Raw genomic sequence first — 21,885 nt, 5'->3', positions numbered from 1 at the left:
TCCAGACTACGAGGCCTCAGCGGCACTTTTGGCAGCGGCCGAAGACCGTCAGGTGGTGCACGTCGGTGGCGAACCCGAGCTCCCGGTCGAGGCTGTCGACGAAGGCCCGCACCAGCTCCGGACGGGCCTCGCTGATCTCCCCGCAGTTGCCGCAGACCAGATGCACGTGATTGGCCTCGGCGGCCAGGTGATAGGTGGGCGCGCCGTGCCCGAGATGGGTGTGGGTGACCATGCCGAGCTCCTCGAGCAGTTCGAGGGTCCGGTAGACGGTCGAGATGTTCACTCCACGGGCGGTCTCCCGCACCCGGGCACAGATCTCCTCGGGAGTGGCGTGGTCCACGGCCTTGATCGCCTCAAGCACCAGCTGGCGTTGCGGAGTGACCCGGTAACCGCGCGACCGGAGTTTCTCATGCCACGACGTCTCGGTCATGCCCAGAGTCTAAGAGCACCTGGGCGCGATGGGGCCCGCATCTTTACGCAGTCCGGTGGAGGTTCTTCGAGATCGACAATTAGCGAAGCACGTATTAAAGTTATCCTTCATTATGAAGGACGTACATAAATCATCGACCGACTTCGACAGCGACCCCGGCGGCTCCCTCTTCGACCCCGGGGCGAGGGCCGCCATGACCCGGTTCACCGCCGGAGACGACACTCTCGCCCTCGAAGCCGCGACCGCCGTCCGCACCGCCTTCAACGCCGTCGAACGCATGCGTGCCCATGGAGCTCAGGGCCGCGGGCTGAGTACGGGGGCGCTTGACCTCCTGATGCGCCTGAGCGCCTCGACCGACGACGGGATCAGCATCGGCGAGCTGGCCCAGTCGGCCGGAGTGAGCTCCCGCAACGTCACCGGGCTGGTCGACACACTCGAACGCGACGGGCTGGTGCGGCGGGTTCCCGATCGCCACGACCGGCGCTCCGTCCTGGCCCAGATCACCCCCGACGGGCAGGCGTGGATCGAATCCTTCCGCCGGCCGACCCAGGCCGCCATGGCGGCCATCTTCCGGGACTTCACACCCGCCGAGCTGACCCAGCTGCGGCACCTGTGCCTACGCCTCGCCGAAAACCAGCACCGAGCCTTCCAGCACCTGACCCGGCCCGAAGGCACGGGCGACGCAGAGCCCTGAGCCCGGCCCGGCGGCACGGGCGACGCAGAAGCCCTGAGCCCGGCCCGGCGAGCAGGCCGTAGGACGCCCTCAAGGCATCGACGCGCGTTCCCGAGCCGGCCCGACGGCAAAGGCGACACACGATCCTGAGCCCGGTGGGCAGACCGGCGGGACATGGTCAGGACACCAGCGCATGTTCCCGAGCCGGCCCGACGGCACACAGCCCTGGACCCGGCCCCGGCGAGCAGGCCGGCAGGACGCGTTCAAGGCATCAGCACATGACGAAGACATGATCGAGAACCACGTAGCCAGGAGATCAGGAAATGGCTTCCATCCATGCAGAAGTCGTGATCAATTCGTCCCCGGAGCAGGTGTGGGAGGCGATACGCGATGTGGGCGCGGTGCACCGGCGCCTTCTGCCGAACCGCGTCGCCGACACCCGCATCGAGGGCGACATCAGGATTCTGATCTATCCCGACGGCCAGGTCATCCGCGAGCGGATCGTCGATGTCGACGACACGAAACGCCGGCTCGCCTACGCGGTGATCGAAGGCGCGCGGCAGCCCATCACGTATCACCACGCCTCGTTCCAGGTCTTCCCCGAAGGCTCGGATCGCAGCCGGCTCGTCTGGATAACCGACCTGCTGCCGGACGCGCTCGCGACGGAGACCCGCGCGCGCATCGAGCGGGGTGCGCAGGACATGAAACGGACGCTGGAGGAAGCCGCGGTCCTTTAGGGCGGGGCTCCTGGAGCGGGCTCCCCGCCACTGCGGCAGAGCTCCCAGAGCGGGCTCTCCGCCGCTGCGGCAGAGCTCCCAGAGCGGGGCCCCGGTGCTGCGGCAGAGCTCCCAGAGCGAGGCTTCCCCGGCACTGCGCAGGGCTCCCCGATGATGCCGCGGAGGCGGAGCGAGCACCGTCTCCGGCTCGGCAGTCCGCGTCGGCGGCAGGGAGACCGGCGACCGTCCGCGGGGCGCTCCCACGCCGCTCCCGCACCGCTCCCCGCAAGCTTTTTCACCGGCCTGAGCTGGGGCGGAACGGAGATGGAAGCCGGGCCGCGAATATTCATTTGCCCTGGCCCGATGAATTTCATACGGTACAGACACGCCGAAAGGAGGTGGTCCGAACAATGGTTAATCATAGTTGGGCTAGCGAGGTGGCTGTCCGCTAGGGCGCCCCAGCTCCGGACTTCTGTCCGGACGTCTGGCGACGTTCGGCGAATCCAGGACAACACCGGAACCCCGGGCTGCCGGAGGGCGGGCCATCCCGCCTTTGGTCCATCCGGCCCTTCTGCCAAGCAGGAGGAACAGGCCCGGGGTTCTTCCCTTTCCAGGATCGTTCAGTGCTCGCCGCGGGCCGGAAGGCCGAGAGCGGCGCAAGCCTCCCGGTAGAGGCGGACGACCTCCCCGCGGACCTGGGCGCGCTCGGTCAGCGTGGTGCTCCACGGGACCCGGACCGTGACGTCCTCGCCGCCGACCACGGCCACGAACTCGATCGCCTCGGTGTCCACTCCCGTCGTCTTCGCGCCGGTGGCCTCGGGCTGCCCACCGAGGCTCTTGCAGATCAGCAGCGCGTCGTCACCGTGGTCGTCGTTCATGTGGCGCTTGATGGCCTCGACCACGTCAGGGGTGAAAGGAGTGCTCATCCCGCAGAGCGTATCCAGCCGGACCACCGAACGGCTCACCGGCGGGGCGTCCACCTGCCTTCACCCGGTCACAGCCGGGCTTCCGGGCAGGATGCTCCCGTCGGCCCGGCGAACACTCCCGAACATCCGTCAGACCTCGTCCGGCACGAAGTCGCCCACCTTCTTGAGCTCGGCCGAGATGTGCGACTGGATCGGCCGGCCCATGGCCGCCATGTCATAGGCCCACATCAGGTTGCCGTTGACCAGGCCGTAGAGGCGGTGACCCGCGGTGTACTCCTTGGCGGTGGCCGTGCGGGCCACCACGTCGGTGTGAAGCTCGACCTTGTTGAAGACCACCTCGCCGACGTAGATCTCCACGATGCCCGTCGGATGCGACAGGCACACCTCCAGCTGGCGATTGGGCAGCTGACGCCAGAAGCCGGTCTCGGTGCCCAGCGGGCGCACCTTGGCACCCGCCTCGTCGAGCAGCCAGGTGCGGCTGGTGTAGCTCAGGAACGGCTTGCCGTTGTGGCCGAAGACAATCTCCTGGCCGAAGTTGAAGCTCTCGATGGTCGGATATCCCCCGACTCCGGCCCCCTCCCATCTGCCCACGAGGAAGGCGATCGGCTCAAGGTCAGGATGCAGCTCGGGAACGTCCATGAAAACGAGCCTAAAGGTGTCCTGATGCGGTTCGCGCCGGTGACACGGACACGCATAGGCTTCAGGACATGGCACGATCACTGGTGATCAAAGTGACCGCCGGCATGGAGTCACCCGAACGCTGCAACCAGGCGTTCACGGTGGCCGCGGCGGCGTTGGTAAGCGGGATTCCCGTCTCGCTCTGGCTGACAGGCGAGTCCGCGTGGTTCGCCCTGCCCGGGCGGGCCAAGGAGTTCACGCTGCCGCACGCGGCCCAGCTCGACGACCTGCTCGACGCGGTGCTGGCGACCGGCAAGGTGACGCTGTGCACGCAGTGCGCGGCCCGGCGGGACATCACGGTGGACGATGTGATCGAGGGCGTGCGCATCGCGGGCGCCCCCACCTTCGTCGAGGAGATCCTCGGCGAGGACGTTCAGGCACTCGTCTACTGACCGGAAAGACCCGCCGACCGGGAAGACCACGCCTCCAGACGGAGGATCCGGCCTTCCCCGATCGGCATCGGCCCGGTCCCGACCGGCCAGACCCGAGCCGGCCACGGCCCGGTCCTGAGCCGAACCACAGGCACGCCCTCGGGACGACGGCCTCACCGCCGCCCGGCGCGGGTTCGTCGGGCCGCCCGGCGAGAGTCCGTCAGCGGGGCAGCACCGCGGCCAGCCGCTCCTCGCGGAGCCGCTCGAACCAGGAGTCGTCGATCGGCGGGAGCTGGGCGCCCACCGCCCAGGTCAGCAGCAGGTCCGCCAGGCCGGGGTTGCGGGCGAGCGCGGGACCGTGCAGATAGGTGCCGACGATCCTGCCCGTGTAGCAGCCCTCGGTGCCGTCGCCGTTACCGATGCCGATCGTCGTACGGGCCAGCGGCCGGACACCCGGTCCGAGCCGGGTGACGCCCATGTGGTTCTCGAAGCCGGTCAGCGTCGGGAGGCCGAGCGCGGAGTCCGTCTCACCGGCCAGCTCGCCGACGGCGCGGCCCTCGCCGCGGCCACTGGCGATGTCGATCAGTCCGATGCCGTCCACCGGCTGGCCTTCCTCGCCGCCGAACGTCGAGCCCATGATCTGGTAACCCGCGCAGACGGCCAGCAGGGACGCGCCTCGGGCGATGGCACGGTGCAGGCCGCCGTCCCGGCGGAGGCGCTCGGCGGCAAGGATCTGCGGCCGGTCCTCCCCGCCGCCGATCAGGTAGATGTCACCGCCCTCGGGCACCGGGTCGGCCGAACGCACATGGACGGTCTCGACCGGGATGCCACGACGCTGGGCCCGTTGTTCCAGGATCAGGACGTTGCCCTGGTCTCCATAGGTGCTCAGCAAATCCGGATAAATCCAGACAATGCGTAGGGCGCTGTCAGACTGCACGACCGAACTCCGATCGAATGTTCTGGAAGGCGGTGTAGTTGGCGATCACGTCGACCTTGCCCGGCGGCTGTGCGGCGAGCGCCTGTCCGAAGGAGCCCGCCAGCTGGAACGGCACGCCCGCGACGTCGAGCCGGAGCGCGAGGTCCAGCCGCCGTTCCCCGGCCACGAAGACCGGCCTGCCGCGCAGCACGCGGTAGTCGACGTCCCACAGCCAGGAGGTGTCGCGACCGTCGGGACCCTGGGCGTTCACCGAGAGGATCACCGGAAGCGAGGAGTCGAGCACGTCGAAGGCCTCCAGCCAGCCGGCCGGGTTCTTGGCCAGCAGCAGGCGGGCATGCCGGCCGTCACGCTCCACCGTCGTGTAGCGACCGGCGACGGAGGTCACCTCGCGCAGCCGGGGCAGTGCCCGATCGACCGGGAGGCCGAACACCTCGGCCGTGGCCAGCGCGATCGCGGCGTTGGCCCGGTTGGCCCGGCCGGGGAGCTTGAGGTCCAGCACCCAGCGCCGGCCGCGCGGGTCGATCACCGCGTCGTCGTCGAGGACCCAGGACGGCCTGGGCCGGCGGAAGGTGCACTCCCGGCAGGCCCAGTCGTTCTCCGTCGTGCCGGGGCTCGCTCCCGTCCCGGCGCTGCCGGGCGGGACGTATTCCATCCCCTTGCGGTCCAGCGGGCCGCCGCACTGGGGGCAGCACCAGGAGTCTTCCTTCCACGGCTGCCCGGCCGACACCCAGGTCACCGAGGCGGCCGTGGAGGCGCCCCAGGTCACCAGCGGGTCGTCGGCGTTGGCGATCACGTGGGTGTTCTTGCCCGCCAGCGCCCGCCGCCACTTCTGGGCCAGCAGCCAGATCTCACCGGCCCGGTCCATCTGGTCGCGGCTGAGGTTCATCAGGCAGATGACTCCCGCGCCCGTGGCGTCGATCACCTCGGGCAGGTATTTCTCGTCGACCTCCAGGACGCCGTAGGGGGCGTCCTTGGCCGACGACAGCGCCGAGACGTGCCCGGCGGGCATGTTGGCGCCGAAGGCGTTGGTGGCGACCTCGCCGAGCTCCTGCAGCGCGGAGGTGATCAGGCGGGTCGTGGTGGTCTTGCCGTTGGTGGCGCTCACCAGCGCCAGTTTGCGGTCATGCGCGAGCTGGCGCAGCAGATCGGGCTCCAGGACCAGGCTGACCCGGCCACCGATCACTGATCCGTCGCCGCGCCCGGTCGCTCGGGACAGGGTCGCGGCCGTCCGGCCGAGAGCACTTGCGAGCTGCGCCCGCAGCGGAAGCTGGGTCATGTCAGGGATCCTAGCCGCGGATGGGCATGGTTACCGACCACCGCGGGGCCACGGCACGAATGTGCGGACGGACGGCGATCCACCGTGGAGCGGCGGCACGAGCGTGTGGCGGGACGGTGATCCGCCACGGGGCAACGGCACGCATGGGCGATCGGACGGCGGCCCGCCGGCAGCGGTACGAACCCGCGGACCCGCGGCGGCCCGCCGTGGTCTCCGTGGGATCACTGCTCGGCGAAGGCGAGCTCCGCGGGCTCCGCGGTCCCGGCGTCGAACGGCAGCACGAACCGGTGCGGCCAGGACAGCACGCTCTCCATCCACCCCGCCCCCATCGTCTGGGCCACGTGCCGGAGCCGTTCGTCCGGGTCGATGCCGATCGTCACCGTGAGGATGTCGCGCTGCACGCCCTCGTGCTCGTCGTCGCCGAGGATCACCCGCCAGGCCAGCGCCCGGTTGCGGTCCACCTCCATGGACAGCGGATGGTGGCGGAGCGCCTTGGCCCGGTGTCCGAGCAGCTCGGAACCGCCCGCCGGGCGGTTGAACAGCGCGTACTCCATGACCGGCGCGGGACTGCGCGGGTTGGGCGCGGGCTGCCCGTAGGGGAAGAGCCGGTCCACCTCGTGCAGCCAGCGGATCTGCGGGATGACCCAGGTGGGGCCGGGCCGCTCGCCGGCGTCCCTGTCGGGACCCAGCAGCCGGGTCGCGACCTTGGCGACCTGCTCGGTCAGTTTCGCCGGGTCGCTGACGGTCCGCAGCGACCACGCCCGGCGGCCCACGCTCCGTTCGGCCGCCGTGGCCAGCAGGCATTCGCGCCTGCGCAGCGGGAGCTCGGCCCACAGATCGGCCAGCGCCCTCGGCACCCCCGGCACCGGCCGGTTGGTGCAGTACGCCAGCACCAGGGTGTCGGTCCAGATCCGCAGCCAGGCCCACTCGGGCGAGACGGCGAGCAGGTCGGCCTCGCGGAGCTCGACCAGCGTGCACGCCCGGCCGGTCCTGCACTCCTGCCCGCACGCCGCCGAACGGCGTCCGCAGATCGGCGGCATGTGGCCGGGGACCAGTCGCTCGCGGTCCTCACCCAGCGGCACCTGGATGCGCAGCGGCCGGTCCATCCCGTCGGCAAAGACCGCCGCGACGCCCGGCGGCAGCGAGACGACCTGCCGGGACTGCTCCTCGCTCAGGTTCATGGCGGCCCCGACCAGCTGGCGGTCGTCCTCGGCCGGGAGCCGGTGCACGATCTTCAGCGCGGTGTTCTTCACGACGTCGGAGACCAGCTTGGTGGGAATCTGCTCGGCCACCACGATGCCCTCGCCGTACGCGCGGATCTCCGCCAGCATGCCCGCGAGAAGCTCGACGGCGTGGGTGCTGGCCCGTCCGGCGCCGCGGTCGCGGAGCAGCCGGTGCGCCTCCTCGATCACGATGACGTGCCGGAGCCCGGTGCTCCGCTCCTTCCTGGCCCGCATCCGCAGGTGCTCCACGATCCGGATGATCAGCGTGCCCATCAGGAACGCCTTGTCCTCGTCGTTGGCCACGTCCTCGATCGCGAACACCACGTTGCGCTGGAGCAGGTCGCCGATGTCGGCGGGATGGCCGCCCTCGAAGAACCGGCCCGCGGAGCCGACCCGCAGCGATCGCAGCCGCAGCGAGATGAAGCCCTCGACGTCGGCCTGGACCTCCCTGCCGTAGCCGATCTCCTTGATCACGTCCATCGCGTGCTGCTGCAATTGCTCAAGCGTCGGTACGGCGGGCCGCACGGCCGCCCCGGGGGCGGCCCAGCCGGTGACCACGTCCCAGCCGTTGGCCTCGTACACCCGTTGCAGGGCGAGCGACATGATCTGCGGGAACGGCTCCTCGGCGTCGAAGGCCGCCATGAACAGCGCCCGGACCATGTCGATGTGGGCCTGGACCGGATAGCCGGGCTCGGGAGCCAGTGGGTTGACGCTGAACGGCACGCTGTCGGGGGCCGAAGGGTTGATCACGGTCACCGGGGCGAGGTGCTCGATCCGGCCGCCCATCGCGGCGTACTCGGACTTGGCCGGTTCGATGGCCAGCCACGGGATGCCCGCCCCGGTGAGCTGCTCCAGCAGGTGCCTGACGGTCTGGGACTTTCCCGAGCCGGTGGCGCCGGTGATGAACGCGTGCCGGTTCAGGGTGGCGAGGGGAATCTTGAACGAGCCGACCGCCCTGTCCTGTCCGTCCAGGATCGACCCGAGATCGACAGCCGGCGCGCCGGGGACGGCATCGGCCTCGCTGGTCACGTCGAAGAAGCCCGCGTCCAGCACCCGGACCCCGGGCACCTCCCTGCGGGGCAGCCCGGCGAGCGCGGCGAGCGCCCCGGCGGTGGCCGCGAACGGGGCGGCGGTGCCGTCCGCCGGATCCTGGAGCGTCGTGGATAAGGCCTCGGCGAAGCCGTACACCGGCCCTGACAGCGCGCTGCGCAGGCGGTAGGGGTGGTGGCTCATCTCGGCCGAGCCGACCAGCACGGGGGCGATCTGGCGGAGCTCCTCGGGGCTCGCGGCCCCGGCCATCACCCGGACGCTCCAGAGCCCGGCCTCGCGGAAGGCGTCCAGCTCCTGCATGCGCCGCTCGGCCCGCTCGGCGTCGTAGCGCGAGCGCTCGGAGGCGTCGCCGTACTGCCGCAGCACGTTGAGCTGGGTCCGCAGGTGCGAGACCTCGGCGTCCAGCAGGTCGGTCTGCTCGGCCACCACCAGCCAGGCGAACGGCCGGGACATCAGCGTGACCAGCGTGGACTCGAAAAGCGTGGGCCGCTTGGTCTCGTCGGCGTCCGGCTCGCGGCGGCCGCCGAGCGGCGGGGCCTGACGTCCCGGGCAGATGGTCCAGGCCAGGTCCGACAGGTCGCGGAGCCACTCCTCGCCGATCCGCACGCCCCGGGCGCCGCTGGGGAAGAGCAGCGGCTCGGGCCCGCTGGGGCCCGGCTCGGCCTCGGTGGCGGCCCGGCGGGGCGGGCGCGGCGGGGTCAGCGGCCCGGCGTTGGTGATGAGCTCCAGCGGCGCGCCGGAGCCCCGGGAGAGCCAGCCGACCACGAAGGGCCGGTTGCGCTGTGCCGCGGAGAGCACCGCGGGCAGGACCGTGACGAAGTCCCACTCGGCGGAGGAACTGCGCGAGGGAGCCGTGATCGCCTGGATTCTGTACCAGGGACCGGTCAAGGTGTGGGGCGGACGGGACACGCTTGGCTGCATTTGGTCTCCACCCGGGGGACCCGGCTCCAGGCCGGGGGGTTGACGCTTCACGGATCGCTCCGCCGTACCGGCCGACGGGGAACCGGGGGCGGGTCACCCCCACACCCAAGGTCGAACCTCACTCGGGGATCGCACCTCCGCATTGACCATGCCATTACCGCAAACGAACGCTTCATTGACGCTTACGCCAGTCCAGGCGTGCCGGAGGCGGTCCGAGGTTGGGCGGGGCGTCCTCAAAGGGGTTCGGCTCGCGGGTCTCCGGCTCTTCCTCCTCCACCCGTTCCAGCGCTGCTTCCTTGATCTCGTCGAACTCGCCCAGCGTCGTCTTGGGGAAGGTCAGTATCGCCGGGTTGGCGTCGGCGAGGCGAACCCGGCGGCCCTGCGCGGTGGCGTCGGTGACGATCACCGAGGTGGTGGGGAGCTGCTGCAGCTGGTGCGGCTCGACGAGAAACTCCCTGGAGCGGTGCAGGACCCGCTCGGTCTCCCCTCCCATCGCCTTGGTCGCGCGCCGGCCCCACTCGGTGGACTCGGTGATGTCCTCCTTCAGGTCCTTACGGCTCAGGTCGCGCTCGTCCTCGCCCTCCTCGGTCTGGCCGACGGTGGAGACGTAACCGCCGTCCAGCCCGGCCCCGGCGGCGCTGATCGTCTCGGTGAGCTGGGCGAGCTCCAGCCGGTGTTCGGTGCCGACGTGCTCGCTCGCCACCCGGGCGTCCTCGGCGTTTCCCAGCCTCATGAACGTCACCGCCGCGTGCCCGCGGCCGAGCCGCTCCCGCACGGTCGGGGTGAGCGACCTGTAGGTCAGCACCAGCCCGGTCCTGGAGGTCTCGCAAGCGTCCATCAGCCGGTCGAGCACGTCGCCCCTGAGCTTGTCAGCGCCCGCGACGATGATCGTGTGATACCAGGGCCGCTCGGAGGCGGGCGACTGGCGCAGGATGTGGGTGAGCGCGGTGGTCACGTAGGTGCCGAGGACGCGGTTGCCGAACACCCCGGCCTGCCGGTCCATCGACACGACCCGCAGGCGCGCGGGCGGCAGCCGTACCGCCTCGGAGCCGAGGGTCTCCAGCTTGCGCAGCTGCGACTCCAGCGCCCACGCCCGCTCGATCACCACGCGGTCGCTGACCCCGCGGCCGAAGAGCGTGCCGATCCGCTCCAGCTGGGTGGCGGTGATCAGGCCGAACTTGAGGTCGTCGCGCGGGTCCCCGACCTGGGCCAGGGCTCGCAGGGCGGCGGTGACCTGGTTGATCGTGGCGTTCTCGCCGAGGACCTCCAGGACCCGCTCCAGGATCGCGTTGTCGAACGACAGGTCCCTGGTCGTGCGGTGCTCCTCGCTGACGCTCACGACGTGGGCGAGGACGTCGGCGAACGCCTCGGGGGCCAGCGTCGCGCCCAGGTCGAGCCGGGGAAGGTCCACCGGCAGCACCCAGACCAGCGGCTCGTCGCCGCCCCTGCGCGCCAGCTCGATCAGGTCCTTGGCGATCGCGCCCTCGGACAGGTCGAGCACGGTCAGGTGGCCGCCGCTGTAGAGGCGGGTCGCGCCGAGCAGGGTGATCAGCGCCGACCAGCCGGGCAGGGTGCCCCCGGCCACGTCGATCCGGTCGATCTCATCGGGTACGGCCACGGCGTACCAGGTCAGCTGGCGATCGTGGCGCTCCTTCTTCTCGGCCCACTCCCGGTATCTGGCGGCGTGCTCCTCCTGGGCACGGAAGAGCTCCCTGTCGCGCTCCTCCCGCTGCCGGTCGCCGATCGCCTCGTGCTGCCGGATCCGGTGGCGGACCGCCCTGTCGCCCTGGTGGACCGCGTAGCTGCAGAACAGCGCTATCCCACCGGTGGCGATCAGCCCGGCGGCGGCGAACGACCAGCTCAGCATCTGGGTGAGTCCGAGGCCGAGGATCAGTGCGGCGAGGGCGGTCATGAACACGCGGACGATCTTCACCGGCCGGTTCAGCAGGTCCTCGTTGAGCCGCTCCCTGCGCACCCACTCGGTGTCGAGGGGCTCGGCGACGTTCTCGATCGGGGAGGGTCGCTTCGGAGCCGGACCCGGATCAGGGTGCAACAAGGCATACTGCCAGCCCAGGTAGATCCGGTCCGCCTGGAGCTGCGCATGCTCGGGATGCACGTCCGCCACGGAACCTCCGCCATCGGGCTCATCGGAAGCCTCGATGACAGCGTAAGAGTTGGACCTCCTATTCGGGCAGCGTTCCCGCCAATCCGCTCCATATTTCCCCGCGTTTGCTGTCATTTAAGGGACAACTGAGGCAGATGAGGCGGACGTCAGCTATTACCATCCTTTGTCATGACGTCTGCCCCCGGTGACGGTCCCAGAGGTACTCGACGACGGCGCGCGGTCGCAGTGCCACTCGGTGCTCTGGTCGTGGCCACCGGTCTGGGCATCGTCGCGGCCTTCGGCGGATTCGGCGACGCTCCGGACAAGCCTCCCAAACAACTCGGTCCGGGCGCGAGCCTGGATCAGGAGCAGTTCCTCACCAAGTTCGTCGAATCCCGCTCCACCGTCGAGCCCGGCTCTTTCGGCGCTCCGGGCAAGCGGTTCGTGGAGATCGAGATGGAGGTCACCAACAAGGGTGACGCGACCACCCGGGTGGGGCTGCCCAACGACAAGGGCGGAGACAGCCCGTTCTTCGCCGGATCCCTGCTCAAGATGACCCCCGAGATCAAGAGCGAGTACGGTCCGACGGCGTCCGCTTCGGCCGAGGGTGTCGAGAGTAATCAGCTACAGCCCGGCATGGCGACCAGAGTCGTGATCAAATACGAGCTACCGGACGGGCAACGGGCGCCCGAACGGGTGAGAATGGACATCGGCACGTTCGAGTTCTCGGCGGAGGGGATCATCCTGGTTCCGGGCTGGCATCTGGTGACCGAGGACGAGGACGGCTCCGCCAAGCCGCCGCTCACCGTCGCAGCCCAGGTGACCCTTCCCGTCCAGCCGAAAGGAACGTCCGGATGAGCACGGTCACTCGATCCCGGTCCGAGTCGGCCACCCCTCAGCGCGCTCCCGCGCCGCCCGGCCGGTGGCGCAGGGCGGGCACCGTCCTCGCCGGAGTCGCCCTGGCCGCGGCGGCCGTGAGCCTGCAGGCGTTCGGATCCGCCGCAGCGGATCACGACACCCCCCTCACCTGGACCGGAGGCGTCGGCGACGAGGTCGTCGCCTCCCGGTTCTCCGCGCGGGTCAAGACGGTGCGCGCCGCCAAGGCCCTCGAATCCAAGAGCTTCTCGGATGAGAAGACAAGGGCGACCACAAAAGGGATCTTCATCATCGTGGAGATGGGCGCCACGTCGGCCCGCAAGCCTCTGCAGCTGGGCACCCCCGTGCTTCTGACGGAGAGCGGGCACCGTTACGAGGCGACGGACAAGGTGGACTCCTCGCTGACCATCACCGAGCTCTACATCCAGCCCGGCTGGTGGGGTGAGGGCGTGACCGTCTTCGATCTCCCGCCCGACGAGCTGCCGGGCTCCCGGATCGTGCTCGCTCCCTCGGCCTCGTTCCTCGTCGAGCCCAACGGGCCCGAGATCGAGATCGACCTGGGCCTGGACGAGGCGGCCGCGAAACGCCTCGTCTCCACCGCCAAGGACGTCTACACGATGGCGGTCAAGCTCTGATGGACACTCCACTTCCCGGAACGCCGGAGGACGAGCAGCAGCGCGACTGGTTCACCCCGCAGGAGAAGCGGCCCCCCGCGCCCCTGCGTCGTCCGCGGAGGTTCACCCGGACCTCTCCCCAGGAGCCCGACGGGCCCTCCTCCATGTTTCCCCCGTCTCCGGACGGCCTGCCCCCGACCATGTTCCCCCCGCCGCCGCCCGCACCCCGCAGGGCCGTTCCCGGCGCGCCCCCCGGTGCTCCGGCCCGCCCGGGAGCGGCCGCCGGCCCGTTGGGCCCTCCCGGCCTGACTCCGCCCGACAGGCGCTGGGAACCCCGTTCCCAGCGGGTGTTCGGCGACGAGCAGGTCTGGCCGCCACGTTCGCGTCCGGAGGAGGAGGCGGGGATCTCGACCCAGCCGTTCCCCGCCGTCACGGGGGCCCCGCTGCCCAGGAGCGCCGACTCCGAGGTCCCTCCCGCCGTCCCGCCGGCGGCCCCCGCCGCACCGGCCCCCGCCGTTCCCCCACCGGTTTTCACCGTCCCCGAGCCCCCTCGCGTCGTCCTCCCACCCCCGCGCGTCGCCGTCCCCGCGCCCCCTCTCGCCGCTCCCGTGGAGGAGCCCGCCCCGGTCGCGGAGGAGGCGGTCCCGCGCCGGCGGGGCCGTACGGTGCTCCGGGTCGGCGTCGCGGCCGTGACCGTGGTGCTGGCGGGGGCGTTCCCCGCCTGGAACAACTACGACGCCTACAAGGTGAGAGACCCCGACGACAGGATCTACACGGTGGCCGCCGGCGGCAGCGCGACGCTGATGCAGGTGTCCTGGAAGGCCGCGATCGAGTCGGCGGACGGCACTCCCGGCCTGCGCCCCCTTCCGGCCGACCGCCAGTGGCTGAAGATCAAGCTGACCCGGACCTACCTGGACGCCGCGGGCGCGGTCAAACGCGGCACCCCCGAGGTCGACTTCAGGGATGCCGAAGGCCGCAGCTGGCAGACCGCCATCACTCGGGACGACCTTCCGGAGGAGCCCGCGGAGCAGAGGATCGGCACCGGCTACCACTACGAACTGATCGGCGTGGTGCCCAAGGCACTGGCCTCGAAGGTCGAGGTCTACGTCCGTCCCAACCTGGTCGACGTGATCCCGGACCAGCCCGTCGAGGACATCTTCAAGCCCTCGGAGGGGGAGCCGGTCCCCACCGACCAGGTGCTGCGCTTCAAGCGGTGAGCGTCTCCCCACCACGCGACCGGGTGCCGCGCTTCAAAGCGGTGAGCGGCCCTCCGCCGCGTAACCAGGTGCCGCGCCGTCGGTGAGCGTCTCCCCGCCGCTCGACCGGGAGCCGTGTTGCAAGCGGTGAGCGGCTCTCCTCCGACGACCGGGAGCCGCGCCTCAGGCGGTGAGCGTCTCCCCCGCCGCACGGCTACGGGTGGCCGCGATGTCGAAGGTGGCCGCCAGCAGGCAGACCGTCAGCACCATGACCAGCAGGTCTCCGACGAACTCCACCGGACCGCTGATCACCACCCAGCTGAACGGGTGCTCGTTGCCGATCAGCATTCGCACGCCCCGGTCGGCGTAGTCGGTCACCACGCGAATCCCGACGTAGCAGAGACAGAACAGGCCGAACAGGGGAGCGCCGCCGCGGGTGGCGAGCCGGAAGGCGTTCGCCGGGGGGACCCAGCGCTCCTGGAATCCGGCCGTCGCCCGGGTCATGGTGTTCCGGGTGAGGGAATGCGTCCGTCCCAGCTGATCGGCGACGGTGTCCAGCCGGGTGCCCCGGACGATCGCGCGGGTGTCCTCGGCGAACGCGCCGTAGACGAGCGAGGCGACCGTGAGCCAGGTGAGCGGGACGACCATGCTGTCCACGAAGTACGGCCAGACCCCCCCGACCGCCTCCCAGAAGTCCTTCCACCACGGGATGGCCTCGCGTGCCTGCTCGGTCCAGTCGGTGAACGTCATCACGGCGGCCCGGTGCCCCAGCCAGTCCGACCGCGCGCTGGTGAAGACGAACAGCGCGTTGAGGCTGTAGAAGGCGAAGGCCAGCTCGAAGAAGGTGGTGAGCACGCCGCTGCCCTTGAGCTTGCCGCCCGCGTGCAACCAGCCGAACAGCGCCTTGAGCAGATAGGCCACCGCGGCGACCGCGAGGGAGACCCGCGGGTCCAGCCCGACGAGCCCGTCTCCGGCCGTCTCGTCCTCGCCGACCCACCTGTTGAAGTCCAGCCCGATGAAGTCCCTGGCGTCCTGGTTCTGGAAGCCCCAGGCGAGGTAGATGGCGGCGAAGGCGAGCGTGGCGCGGTTGAGCGCGCCGAACATGCTCTCGTCGGCCTCGCCGCCCTCCCGCCGCGCCCGGATCTCCCTGAGCGCGCCGCGCACCGAGTGGAGCATGCCGACCATGACGATGAGCTCGTTCAACACGATCAGTGTGAAGACGAACATCGTGATGACGAACCGCACCTGGCGATAGTCACCGTGGGAGACCTCGCTGCCCGCCAGCATCAGGGCTCCGCGGACCACCCTGCCCGCCGAGAACCAGAGCACCAGTGACAGGCCGCAGGAGCCGAGGATCCTGAGCGCGTGCGCCGGAAGTCCGTACGCGGAGAGCGTCCGGACAGTGGCGGGTGGCGACGGCGGGGGCATAACAGTCGTTCCGGACACCCGAGGCATGCTAGCGCCCCACCATGCCCGATCACGGCCAAACACTCGCCCGATTACCCGGAACACGGTGACGATATGGACCGTTTCATCGCGGGAAGGCGATATTGATCGTTTCGCCGTTGGAGGCGGGCACATCGGTCGCCGCAGGACGGGCAAATAGACGGACATATCGGCCATCGCAGGACAGGTAAATAAACGACGGGTGTCCGGTGTTACACGGGCCATGAAGCGCATCGAAGTCTGGGCCGACCTGGTCTGCTCGTGGGCCCACATCGGCAAGCGGCGCCTGGAGAAGGCCGAGTTCGACGAGGACGTGGAGATCGTCTGGCGCCCCTACCTCATCGACCCGATGGCCCCGGCCACCGCCGGCACGTTCGACGCCCACCGGGTGGTCGCCATCGCCCTCGACCGGGGCGGTCCCGCGCTGCAGGACGCGCTCGTCGAGCGGATCATGCACGCCTACTTCGTCGACGGCTCCGACATCGGCGATCGGGCCACCCTGGCGGCGCTCGCCGCCGAGGCGGGCCTGGACGGCATGGCCGAGGCGCTCGACGCCGGAGAGGGGACGGACGAGGTCCGCGACCAGCTCCTGCGCGGCAAGGCCATCGGCGTGACCACCTCTCCCACCTTCGTGGTGGGTGAGTCGGCGATCGCCGGTGCGCAGTCGCCCGAGGTCCTGGCCGACCTGGTACGGCACGCCGTCCCGGCGCGCGAGCTCCCCGACGAGGTCACGCGCCTGCGGCACGCCGAATCCCTGCTGGACCTCCGAGACCCCCTCGGCGCCCTGCGGATCATGGAGCCGCTGCTGGCGGAGCACGGCGACGACCCGTCCGTCCGCCTGCTGGCAGCCCGCGCCTACTTCGGCTCTGCCCAGCTCGGCCGGGCGAGGGAGACGCTGGAGTCGTTGCTGGAGCGCACCCCCGGCGACCACTACGCCAGGTTCCTGCTCGGCAGGACCCTGGAGCGGGCCAACCGCCCCGTCGAGGCCCTGCCTCACCTGCGGATGGCGGCGGCCATGTCCTCCGAGGCCGACTACACCGACGCGCTCCGGCGCGTCGAGAGCAGGGTCTCCTGATCGGGACCATCCCCCTGCCCGCCGGCTCGCGGACCGTACGACCCGTATGACCGGCTCGCGGAGCGTACGACACGTACGACCCGGCCCGCGGACCGTACGAACCGGTCCGCGCGTGAGCCGCACACGCGGAAGGACCGGCACCCCGCGGACGGGATGCCGGTCCTTCCGGTTGAATTCGGGTCAGACAGCCACGGCGAGCTGGGTGACCTCGCCCAGGCGGGCCTGGGCGGGGATGTCCCTGGTGAAGCCGCCGCCCGCGATGATGCGGACGGTCCAGTCACCGGGAGCGGCGAAGAAGCGGAAGATGCCCTCGTCGGACACCACGACCTCACCGGTGAACTCGCCGGCGTGGTCCAGCAGGCGGGCGTAGGCCGTACCCGTGCCCGAGACCACACCCTGGATGACGGCCTGGGTCGAAAGATCGATCCCGGCCGGAATGGCAACCGTCTGTTCCGGAGCAGCGCATCCGTCAGTCATTATCGTGCCTCTCCCAATTCGATCGGCACGCCGACGAGCGAGCCGTATTCGGTCCACGAACCGTCGTAGTTCTTGACGCTTGCCTGGTCGAGAATCTCGTGCAGCACGAACCATGAGTGCGCCGAGCGCTCGCCGATGCGGCAGTAGGCGATGGTGTCCTTGGCGAAGTCGATGCCCTCGGACTCGTACAGGGCCTTCAGGTCCTCGTCGGACTTGAAGGTGCCGTCGTCGTTGGCGGTCTTGGACCACGGAATGTTGCGGGCCGTGGGCACGTGACCGCCACGCTGTGCCGCCTCCTGCGGAAGGTGGGCGGGAGCCAGCAGCTTGCCGGTGAACTCGTCGGGCGAGCGCACGTCGACCAGGTTGAGCTTGCCGATCGCGGCGACGACGTCGTCACGGAAGGCGCGGATGGACAGGTCCTGGTCCTTGGCCTGGTAGCTCGTCGTGGGACGGTCGGCGATCTCCTTGACCAGCTCGCGGGACTCGAGCTCCCACTTCTTGCGGCCACCGTCGAGGAGCTTGACGTTGTCGTGGCCGTAGAGCTTGAAGTACCAGTACGCGTAGGCGGCGAACCAGTTGTTGTTGCCACCGTAGAGAACCACGGTGTCGTCGTTGCCGATGCCCCGGGCGGACAGCAGCGCCTGGAAACCCTCGCGGTCCACGAAGTCACGGCGGACCGGGTCCTGGAGGTCCTGCTTCCAGTCGATCTTCACGGCGCCACGGATGTGGCCCTTGTCGTAAGCACTGGCGTCCTCGTCCACTTCGACGAGAACGACACCAGGGGTGTCGAGGTTGGCCTCAACCCAGTCAGCGTCGACCAGGACGGCAGAGCGGCTCATGTAGATCCTCCGGAATTATCGTGCGGCGGGCAGTAGGCGGCGAATGATCAAGTACATCTCGCAGCCGAGGCAGAAACCGAAAGCGGCGTTGAGAAAGGCGGCGAAGAGGGCCGCGGCGGTGGCCACATAGGCCAGCGGCGCGATCTGTGCGACGTATCCGACCAAGCCCACCAGGGCGAAGATGAGGCCGACCCCCTGCGCGAAGCGCGGCGGGGCGGCGTCCTCCAACTCCTTGGGCGGGCTTTTCACTACCCTTTTGAAGATCATCCCGTACGGCGAGGCACCCATGAGACCCAGTGCGAACACCACGGCCTGTACGGCGAGCAGCCACGCACTGCCTGTTACCAGGACGAGTGCGAGAACGACCGTCGTGACTACCGCGGCGAAGCGGAGTGCTCGGGGATCAGCTTGCATCGCTTGATGCTCCTGCAGGGTTGTGCAGATCGGTGCGGCTCGACGGCCGCTTGAGATCGCCCTTTAGGAAGCGCGACAGAGCGCGGTGGTCACGCGGCAGAAATCAACCGCGCGCCGCTTCGTCAGCAGCTCTGTCCCGGAGTTCATACGCATGACACTACCCCGGCGCTCCGCCGCCTGTCACATCTCTGTCCAATTTCTGAGACAGAATTGTTCACACAAAGGTAGGGTGCCCCACTCCGCCCGCTCATCCCCTGATTCGCCTCCCGGCTCATTCGCCGATCGCCAGGCCCAGGGCGCCGATCACGTCGGCCTTCCGCGGCTGGCCGGAGGCACGTTTCACCACGTGTCCCGACGCGTTGAGGATGAGGACCGTCGGGGTTCGCAGGATGTTCAGCGATCGGACCAGGTCCAGGCGGGACTCCGCGTCGATCTCCACGTGCGCCACCCCGGGCACCAGCTCCGTCACCTCGTCGAGGACCCGCCGGGTCGCCCGGCACGGCTGGCAGAAGGCGCTGGAGAACTGCACGAGCGTGGCCCGCTCGCCGAGCTCGGCGTGGATGTCGCCGGACGTCAACCGCTCCACGTCGCCCCTCACCTCGCGTGGCACGCCGCTCCGTCGCCGCATCACCACGCCCACGAGCGTGGCCACCGCGAGCGTGACGACCACCACGATCAATCCGGTCACAGAGCACGACAACACGCGGCCGCCGCCGGCCATTCCCCGCACGGGTCCGGCCGGAGGCGAATCCGGGCCCGACGACCGGAGCGGGCTCCGGCCAGAGGCGACGGGACTCAACGACCGGAACGCGCTTCGGCCAGAGACCAGCACGGACTCGACGGCCGGAACGGTCTCCGTCAGAGTCGACCAGGACTCAGCCACCGGGACCGGCTCCGGCCAGAGGCGACCCGAGCTCAACCGTCGGAACCGGCTCCGGCCAGAGGCGGCTTCGGGCTCGGCGTCCCTAGGGGGCGGGAACCGAGAGCAGCACCCGGCCCGCGGTGGTGGCGATCTCGAACCTCGAGATGTCCTGCGGCCGCATCGTGGTGGTGGCGAAGCCGTCCGACTCGTCGTAGGCGACCCTGTCGACGATCCAGTTTCCGGCCCTCTCCCTGTTGCCGCCGGATCCGATCACGTCCAGCCGGCAGCGAGTGCCCTTGGCCACCCCGGAGAGCACGACCTTGACCGTGGTCCCCCCCGTTCCCGCCAGGGCGGTCACCGTGGCGCGGACGGTTCCGTCCGCACTCGCGCCCTCGACCCTCAGATCTCCGGGCCTAAGCTCGCCGAAACCCTGTCGGCTGGACTGTTCACCGGGCTCGCCGGGGGCGTCCAGCATGATCTGCGGGCTGGAAGTGGGCGCCTTGGAAGCAGGGGGCGACTCGGCGGGAACGGACTTGCCATGCACCGTCGAGGAGTCGGCGCTCCCCGCGGCCGGCTGGGGCGCGGCCGCCGTCGTCGCCGCCTCGTCAGCGGGCCGGTTCGCGGCCCATATGCCACCGCCGAGCCCGACCACCAGGACCGAGGCCGCCAGCGAGAGCATCAGCCGGGTCATCCGGTGCCGCTTGACCTTGGCGCTGAGCAGCCGGTCGAGCACCACCTGGGGTGGCCTGCCCACCTGCGCCACGTCGCTCTCGGACACCTTGCCGAGGAACGCGGACACCCCGGTCAGCTCGTCGAACTCCGCCTGGCAGTCCGCGCACTCGGCGAGATGCGCCTCGACCAGCACGCACTCGTCCGGCTCCAGCGCGCCGAGCACGTAGGCCCCGAGCGACATCCGTACTTCGTCACAGGTCATCATCATGGCGCGAGCCCCCGCTCCTCCAGCGCCAGCTTGAGCGCCCGAAGCGCGTAATACGTGCGCGATTTCACCGTTCCGGCGGGGATGCCGAGTGCCTCGGCGGCCTCCTTGACCGACTTCCCCTGGTAGTAGACCTCGGCGAGCACCTCGCGGTGCTCGGGCCGCAGAGCGGCCAGCGCCTCGGCGACCGCCCATGACTCGACGGCACGGTCCAGCTCGTCGTCCGCGGGCACCACGGCGAGTGCCTCGTCCCCCGTCTCGGGAGGACGCGACCTGCGCGCCCGATGCTGGTCGACGACAAGATTGCGGGCCACTGTGAACAGCCACGCGCGGATGGAGCCCCCGCCGATCGCGTCCGGATGCCGCCAGGCCCGCAGCAGCGTCTCCTGCACGACATCCTCCGCTCTCCCCGAGTCCCCCGTCAGCCGCAGGACGTAGCCGTAGAGTGGCCCGCCGTGTTCGTCGAAGAGCGCTCTGACGAGCTGCTCGTCGGCGGTTCCGGCCTGGCTCACACCCTCACGACGTACGGAGAAGCGCCTCGGTTCAGTCACGGGCCGGTTCTAGTCATGAAGAGGGACGTCGGCGGCCTCGCCCGCGATCTGGAGACCTTCGGGAACGACCTTCACCCCGGTGACCTTGAGGTCGAAGGGCAGGTCCTTGATCGGGATCTTGTAGGTGATGAACCGCTCGGGCTGCGGCACGGAGATGCCCTCGCCCAGCGTCACCTTCTGGGCGACGAACTGCACCCCGCCCTCGACCAGCTCGATCTTCATGGTGGCCTTCGCCGGCACCTTCTGGTTCAGGAAGGTGATCTCTCCGCTGACGTTGAGCCCGTCGCCGTCGACCGCGACCTTGATCCCCTGCGGCGCCTTCTGGTTCAGCGTCGTCACCGGAACCACCACGACACCCGCCACGCGTTCGGCGCGCATGTCCACCTGGTCGGCGCGGAGCACCAGGTCCTCCAGCGGCGCGGTGACCCCGTACAGCGTGAAGTCCACCCTGGAGAGGGTGACACCGGCGAGGGTCAGCTTGCCCGCGGCGACCTTGACCTCGTCATATCGTCCGGCGATCGCCTGGGTCAGGAAGGGAATGCCGGAGATGGTCACCTCGGGCGGGGTGTCGAGGTCGTATTTGGCCATCGCCCGCGTGGCGATCTCCCGCTGCACTCCGACGACCGCCACCCGGTCCAGGATCACTCCGAGAACGAGCAGCACGATCAGGAAACCGACCAGCTTGCGCATCTGACTCCCTGTTCGTTCTGCGGATTCAGCCTGGATGCCACCGCAGCACATCCCCTAGCAATCTTGTCTGAAACGCCGCACCACCGGTAGCGCTCCCCCATATATATGGGGGTTTGTCTATCGACCTTCTCCGGATTTTTCCCAACGGTCTCCCGCTCGGCCCTCGCGGTCTCCCGCACCGCCGGGGGCGTTCCGGCGATCAGCCCCCCGCGAAGGGGGGAAGCACCTCGACCGTCGCACCCTCCGCGAAGACGATCGTGTCGTGGGCCCGGGTGCCCACCGGATCACCGTTCACCAGGAACGACGACCGCCGCACCACCCGGGCGAGCTCATCGCGGTCCAGTGTGACCTTGGCCATCAGTTCGGCCAGTGTCGCCGCCTCGAAGGGCTCCTCCGCGACGCCCGCCGCGTCCTTCGCCGCCGCCCAGTAACGAATCACGCCCGTCGTCATCTGCACCTCAACCTCTCCCAGACACTTACGGTTACCACATCATTACGGGGAATCCACCGGGGAAACATGTTCACCAGGTGGACGCTTCGTGGATGCTTCATCCTCGTGGGCTATCCTCACCTACTACGGGACCTGGGCGACGTAGCCCCCGG

At 69.9% G+C, this 21,885-nt stretch carries 24 protein-coding genes; 7 read left to right on the top strand and 17 right to left on the bottom strand.

Annotated elements, in window-relative coordinates; genetic code table 11:
- Positions 1–16: 16 nt before the first annotated feature.
- The gene (locus DKM19_RS02580) at positions 17–430 is read right to left on the bottom strand and encodes a Fur family transcriptional regulator (protein WP_110694321.1); all 414 of its coding nucleotides are present in this window, start codon (positions 428–430) and stop codon (positions 17–19) included.
- 112 nt (positions 431–542) lie between these two features.
- Between DKM19_RS02580 and DKM19_RS02575 the strand changes: the two genes are divergently transcribed.
- Positions 543–1,124, top strand: a complete 582-nt coding sequence (locus DKM19_RS02575; protein WP_110694320.1) for a MarR family winged helix-turn-helix transcriptional regulator — start codon at positions 543–545, stop codon at positions 1,122–1,124.
- Between the two features lie 302 nt (positions 1,125–1,426).
- Positions 1,427–1,840: an SRPBCC family protein gene (locus DKM19_RS02570; protein ID WP_110694319.1), complete on the top strand. Its 414-nt coding sequence runs from the start codon at positions 1,427–1,429 to the stop codon at positions 1,838–1,840.
- A 599-nt stretch (positions 1,841–2,439) separates the two neighbouring features.
- On the opposite strand, the gene DKM19_RS02565 is transcribed toward DKM19_RS02570, so the two are convergent.
- Both DKM19_RS02565 and DKM19_RS02560 read right to left on the bottom strand, forming a co-directional pair.
- Entirely contained in the window at positions 2,440–2,745 is a 306-nt protein-coding gene (locus DKM19_RS02565) for a DUF2470 domain-containing protein (RefSeq protein WP_110705438.1), read from the bottom strand.
- Positions 2,746–2,874: 129 nt separating this feature from the next.
- A complete protein-coding gene (locus tag DKM19_RS02560; RefSeq protein WP_110694318.1) occupies positions 2,875–3,384 on the bottom strand; it encodes an FABP family protein in 510 nt (169 codons plus the stop codon).
- A 68-nt stretch (positions 3,385–3,452) separates the two neighbouring features.
- Here DKM19_RS02560 and DKM19_RS02555 point away from each other — a divergent pair, with 68 nt between their 5' ends.
- Positions 3,453–3,815 carry a DsrE family protein gene (locus tag DKM19_RS02555; RefSeq protein ID WP_110694317.1) on the top strand — a complete coding sequence of 121 codons (363 nt, stop codon included), beginning with the start codon at positions 3,453–3,455 and terminating at the stop codon, positions 3,813–3,815.
- 199 nt (positions 3,816–4,014) lie between these two features.
- Here DKM19_RS02555 and DKM19_RS02550 read toward each other — a convergent pair whose 3' ends face one another.
- The 4 genes from DKM19_RS02550 to DKM19_RS02535 all read right to left on the bottom strand — a co-directional run bounded on the left by DKM19_RS02550 (position 4,015) and on the right by DKM19_RS02535 (position 11,326).
- On the bottom strand, positions 4,015–4,731 hold the full coding sequence (locus DKM19_RS02550; protein WP_110694316.1) for a type 1 glutamine amidotransferase: 717 nt from the start codon (positions 4,729–4,731) through the stop codon (positions 4,015–4,017).
- Positions 4,721–6,007, bottom strand: a complete 1,287-nt coding sequence (locus tag DKM19_RS02545) for a MurT ligase domain-containing protein (RefSeq protein WP_110694315.1) — start codon at positions 6,005–6,007, stop codon at positions 4,721–4,723. The genes DKM19_RS02550 and DKM19_RS02545 overlap by 11 nt, the downstream gene beginning before the upstream one ends.
- A gap of 221 nt (positions 6,008–6,228) precedes the next feature.
- Positions 6,229–9,189 (bottom strand): ATP-binding protein, encoded by a 2,961-nt coding sequence (locus DKM19_RS02540; protein ID WP_239514050.1) that lies wholly within the window; start codon positions 9,187–9,189, stop codon positions 6,229–6,231.
- Between the two features lie 184 nt (positions 9,190–9,373).
- Positions 9,374–11,326 (bottom strand): hypothetical protein, encoded by a 1,953-nt coding sequence (locus DKM19_RS02535; RefSeq protein WP_110694313.1) that lies wholly within the window; start codon positions 11,324–11,326, stop codon positions 9,374–9,376.
- 225 nt (positions 11,327–11,551) lie between these two features.
- Between DKM19_RS02535 and DKM19_RS02530 the strand changes: the two genes are divergently transcribed.
- The 3 genes from DKM19_RS02530 to DKM19_RS02520 are packed head-to-tail and all read left to right on the top strand — an operon-like array spanning position 11,552 to position 14,012.
- The gene (locus DKM19_RS02530) at positions 11,552–12,163 is read left to right on the top strand and encodes a hypothetical protein (protein WP_110694312.1); all 612 of its coding nucleotides are present in this window, start codon (positions 11,552–11,554) and stop codon (positions 12,161–12,163) included.
- Positions 12,160–12,816 carry a hypothetical protein gene (locus tag DKM19_RS02525; RefSeq protein WP_110694311.1) on the top strand — a complete coding sequence of 219 codons (657 nt, stop codon included), beginning with the start codon at positions 12,160–12,162 and terminating at the stop codon, positions 12,814–12,816. The genes DKM19_RS02530 and DKM19_RS02525 overlap by 4 nt, the downstream gene beginning before the upstream one ends.
- Positions 12,816–14,012, top strand: coding sequence for a hypothetical protein (locus DKM19_RS02520; RefSeq protein ID WP_162641237.1), 1,197 nt, complete (start codon positions 12,816–12,818; stop codon positions 14,010–14,012). The genes DKM19_RS02525 and DKM19_RS02520 overlap by 1 nt, the downstream gene beginning before the upstream one ends.
- 162 nt (positions 14,013–14,174) lie before the next feature.
- On the opposite strand, the gene DKM19_RS02515 is transcribed toward DKM19_RS02520, so the two are convergent.
- A complete protein-coding gene (locus tag DKM19_RS02515) occupies positions 14,175–15,437 on the bottom strand; it encodes a hypothetical protein (protein WP_162641235.1) in 1,263 nt (420 codons plus the stop codon).
- Positions 15,438–15,660: 223 nt separating this feature from the next.
- Between DKM19_RS02515 and DKM19_RS02510 the strand changes: the two genes are divergently transcribed.
- Positions 15,661–16,512 carry a DsbA family protein gene (locus tag DKM19_RS02510; protein ID WP_110694308.1) on the top strand — a complete coding sequence of 284 codons (852 nt, stop codon included), beginning with the start codon at positions 15,661–15,663 and terminating at the stop codon, positions 16,510–16,512.
- A gap of 180 nt (positions 16,513–16,692) precedes the next feature.
- On the opposite strand, the gene DKM19_RS02505 is transcribed toward DKM19_RS02510, so the two are convergent.
- From DKM19_RS02505 to DKM19_RS02470, 9 genes are all read right to left on the bottom strand, one after another.
- Complete coding sequence (locus tag DKM19_RS02505) at positions 16,693–16,989, bottom strand: DUF1416 domain-containing protein (protein ID WP_089212660.1); 297 nt, start codon at positions 16,987–16,989, stop codon at positions 16,693–16,695.
- Positions 16,989–17,828 (bottom strand): sulfurtransferase, encoded by an 840-nt coding sequence (locus DKM19_RS02500; protein ID WP_110694307.1) that lies wholly within the window; start codon positions 17,826–17,828, stop codon positions 16,989–16,991. Before DKM19_RS02500 ends, DKM19_RS02505 begins: the two co-directional genes overlap by 1 nt.
- Positions 17,829–17,843: 15 nt before the next feature.
- Entirely contained in the window at positions 17,844–18,242 is a 399-nt protein-coding gene (locus DKM19_RS02495; RefSeq protein ID WP_089212658.1) for a DUF4395 domain-containing protein, read from the bottom strand.
- A gap of 63 nt (positions 18,243–18,305) precedes the next feature.
- Complete coding sequence (locus DKM19_RS52890; RefSeq protein WP_369990866.1) at positions 18,306–18,389, bottom strand: putative leader peptide; 84 nt, start codon at positions 18,387–18,389, stop codon at positions 18,306–18,308.
- Between the two features lie 124 nt (positions 18,390–18,513).
- Positions 18,514–18,930: a thioredoxin family protein gene (locus DKM19_RS02490; RefSeq protein ID WP_110694306.1), complete on the bottom strand. Its 417-nt coding sequence runs from the start codon at positions 18,928–18,930 to the stop codon at positions 18,514–18,516.
- Between the two features lie 277 nt (positions 18,931–19,207).
- Positions 19,208–20,038: an anti-sigma factor gene (locus DKM19_RS02485; protein ID WP_369990864.1), complete on the bottom strand. Its 831-nt coding sequence runs from the start codon at positions 20,036–20,038 to the stop codon at positions 19,208–19,210.
- Positions 20,039–20,040: 2 nt separating this feature from the next.
- A complete protein-coding gene (locus DKM19_RS02480) occupies positions 20,041–20,553 on the bottom strand; it encodes a sigma-70 family RNA polymerase sigma factor (RefSeq protein WP_179282498.1) in 513 nt (170 codons plus the stop codon).
- A 48-nt stretch (positions 20,554–20,601) separates the two neighbouring features.
- Positions 20,602–21,282 carry a DUF2993 domain-containing protein gene (locus tag DKM19_RS02475; protein ID WP_162641233.1) on the bottom strand — a complete coding sequence of 227 codons (681 nt, stop codon included), beginning with the start codon at positions 21,280–21,282 and terminating at the stop codon, positions 20,602–20,604.
- Positions 21,283–21,481: 199 nt separating this feature from the next.
- Positions 21,482–21,733, bottom strand: coding sequence for a MoaD/ThiS family protein (locus DKM19_RS02470; protein WP_110694303.1), 252 nt, complete (start codon positions 21,731–21,733; stop codon positions 21,482–21,484).
- Positions 21,734–21,885: the final 152 nt, after the last annotated feature.

This window comes from Streptosporangium sp. 'caverna', from assembly GCF_003203775.1.
GTDB classification, from domain to species: Bacteria; Actinomycetota; Actinomycetes; order Streptosporangiales; family Streptosporangiaceae; genus Streptosporangium; species Streptosporangium subroseum.
The sequence above is the reverse complement of the archived record's forward strand: the minus strand, read 5'-3'. Positions and strand labels throughout refer to the sequence as shown.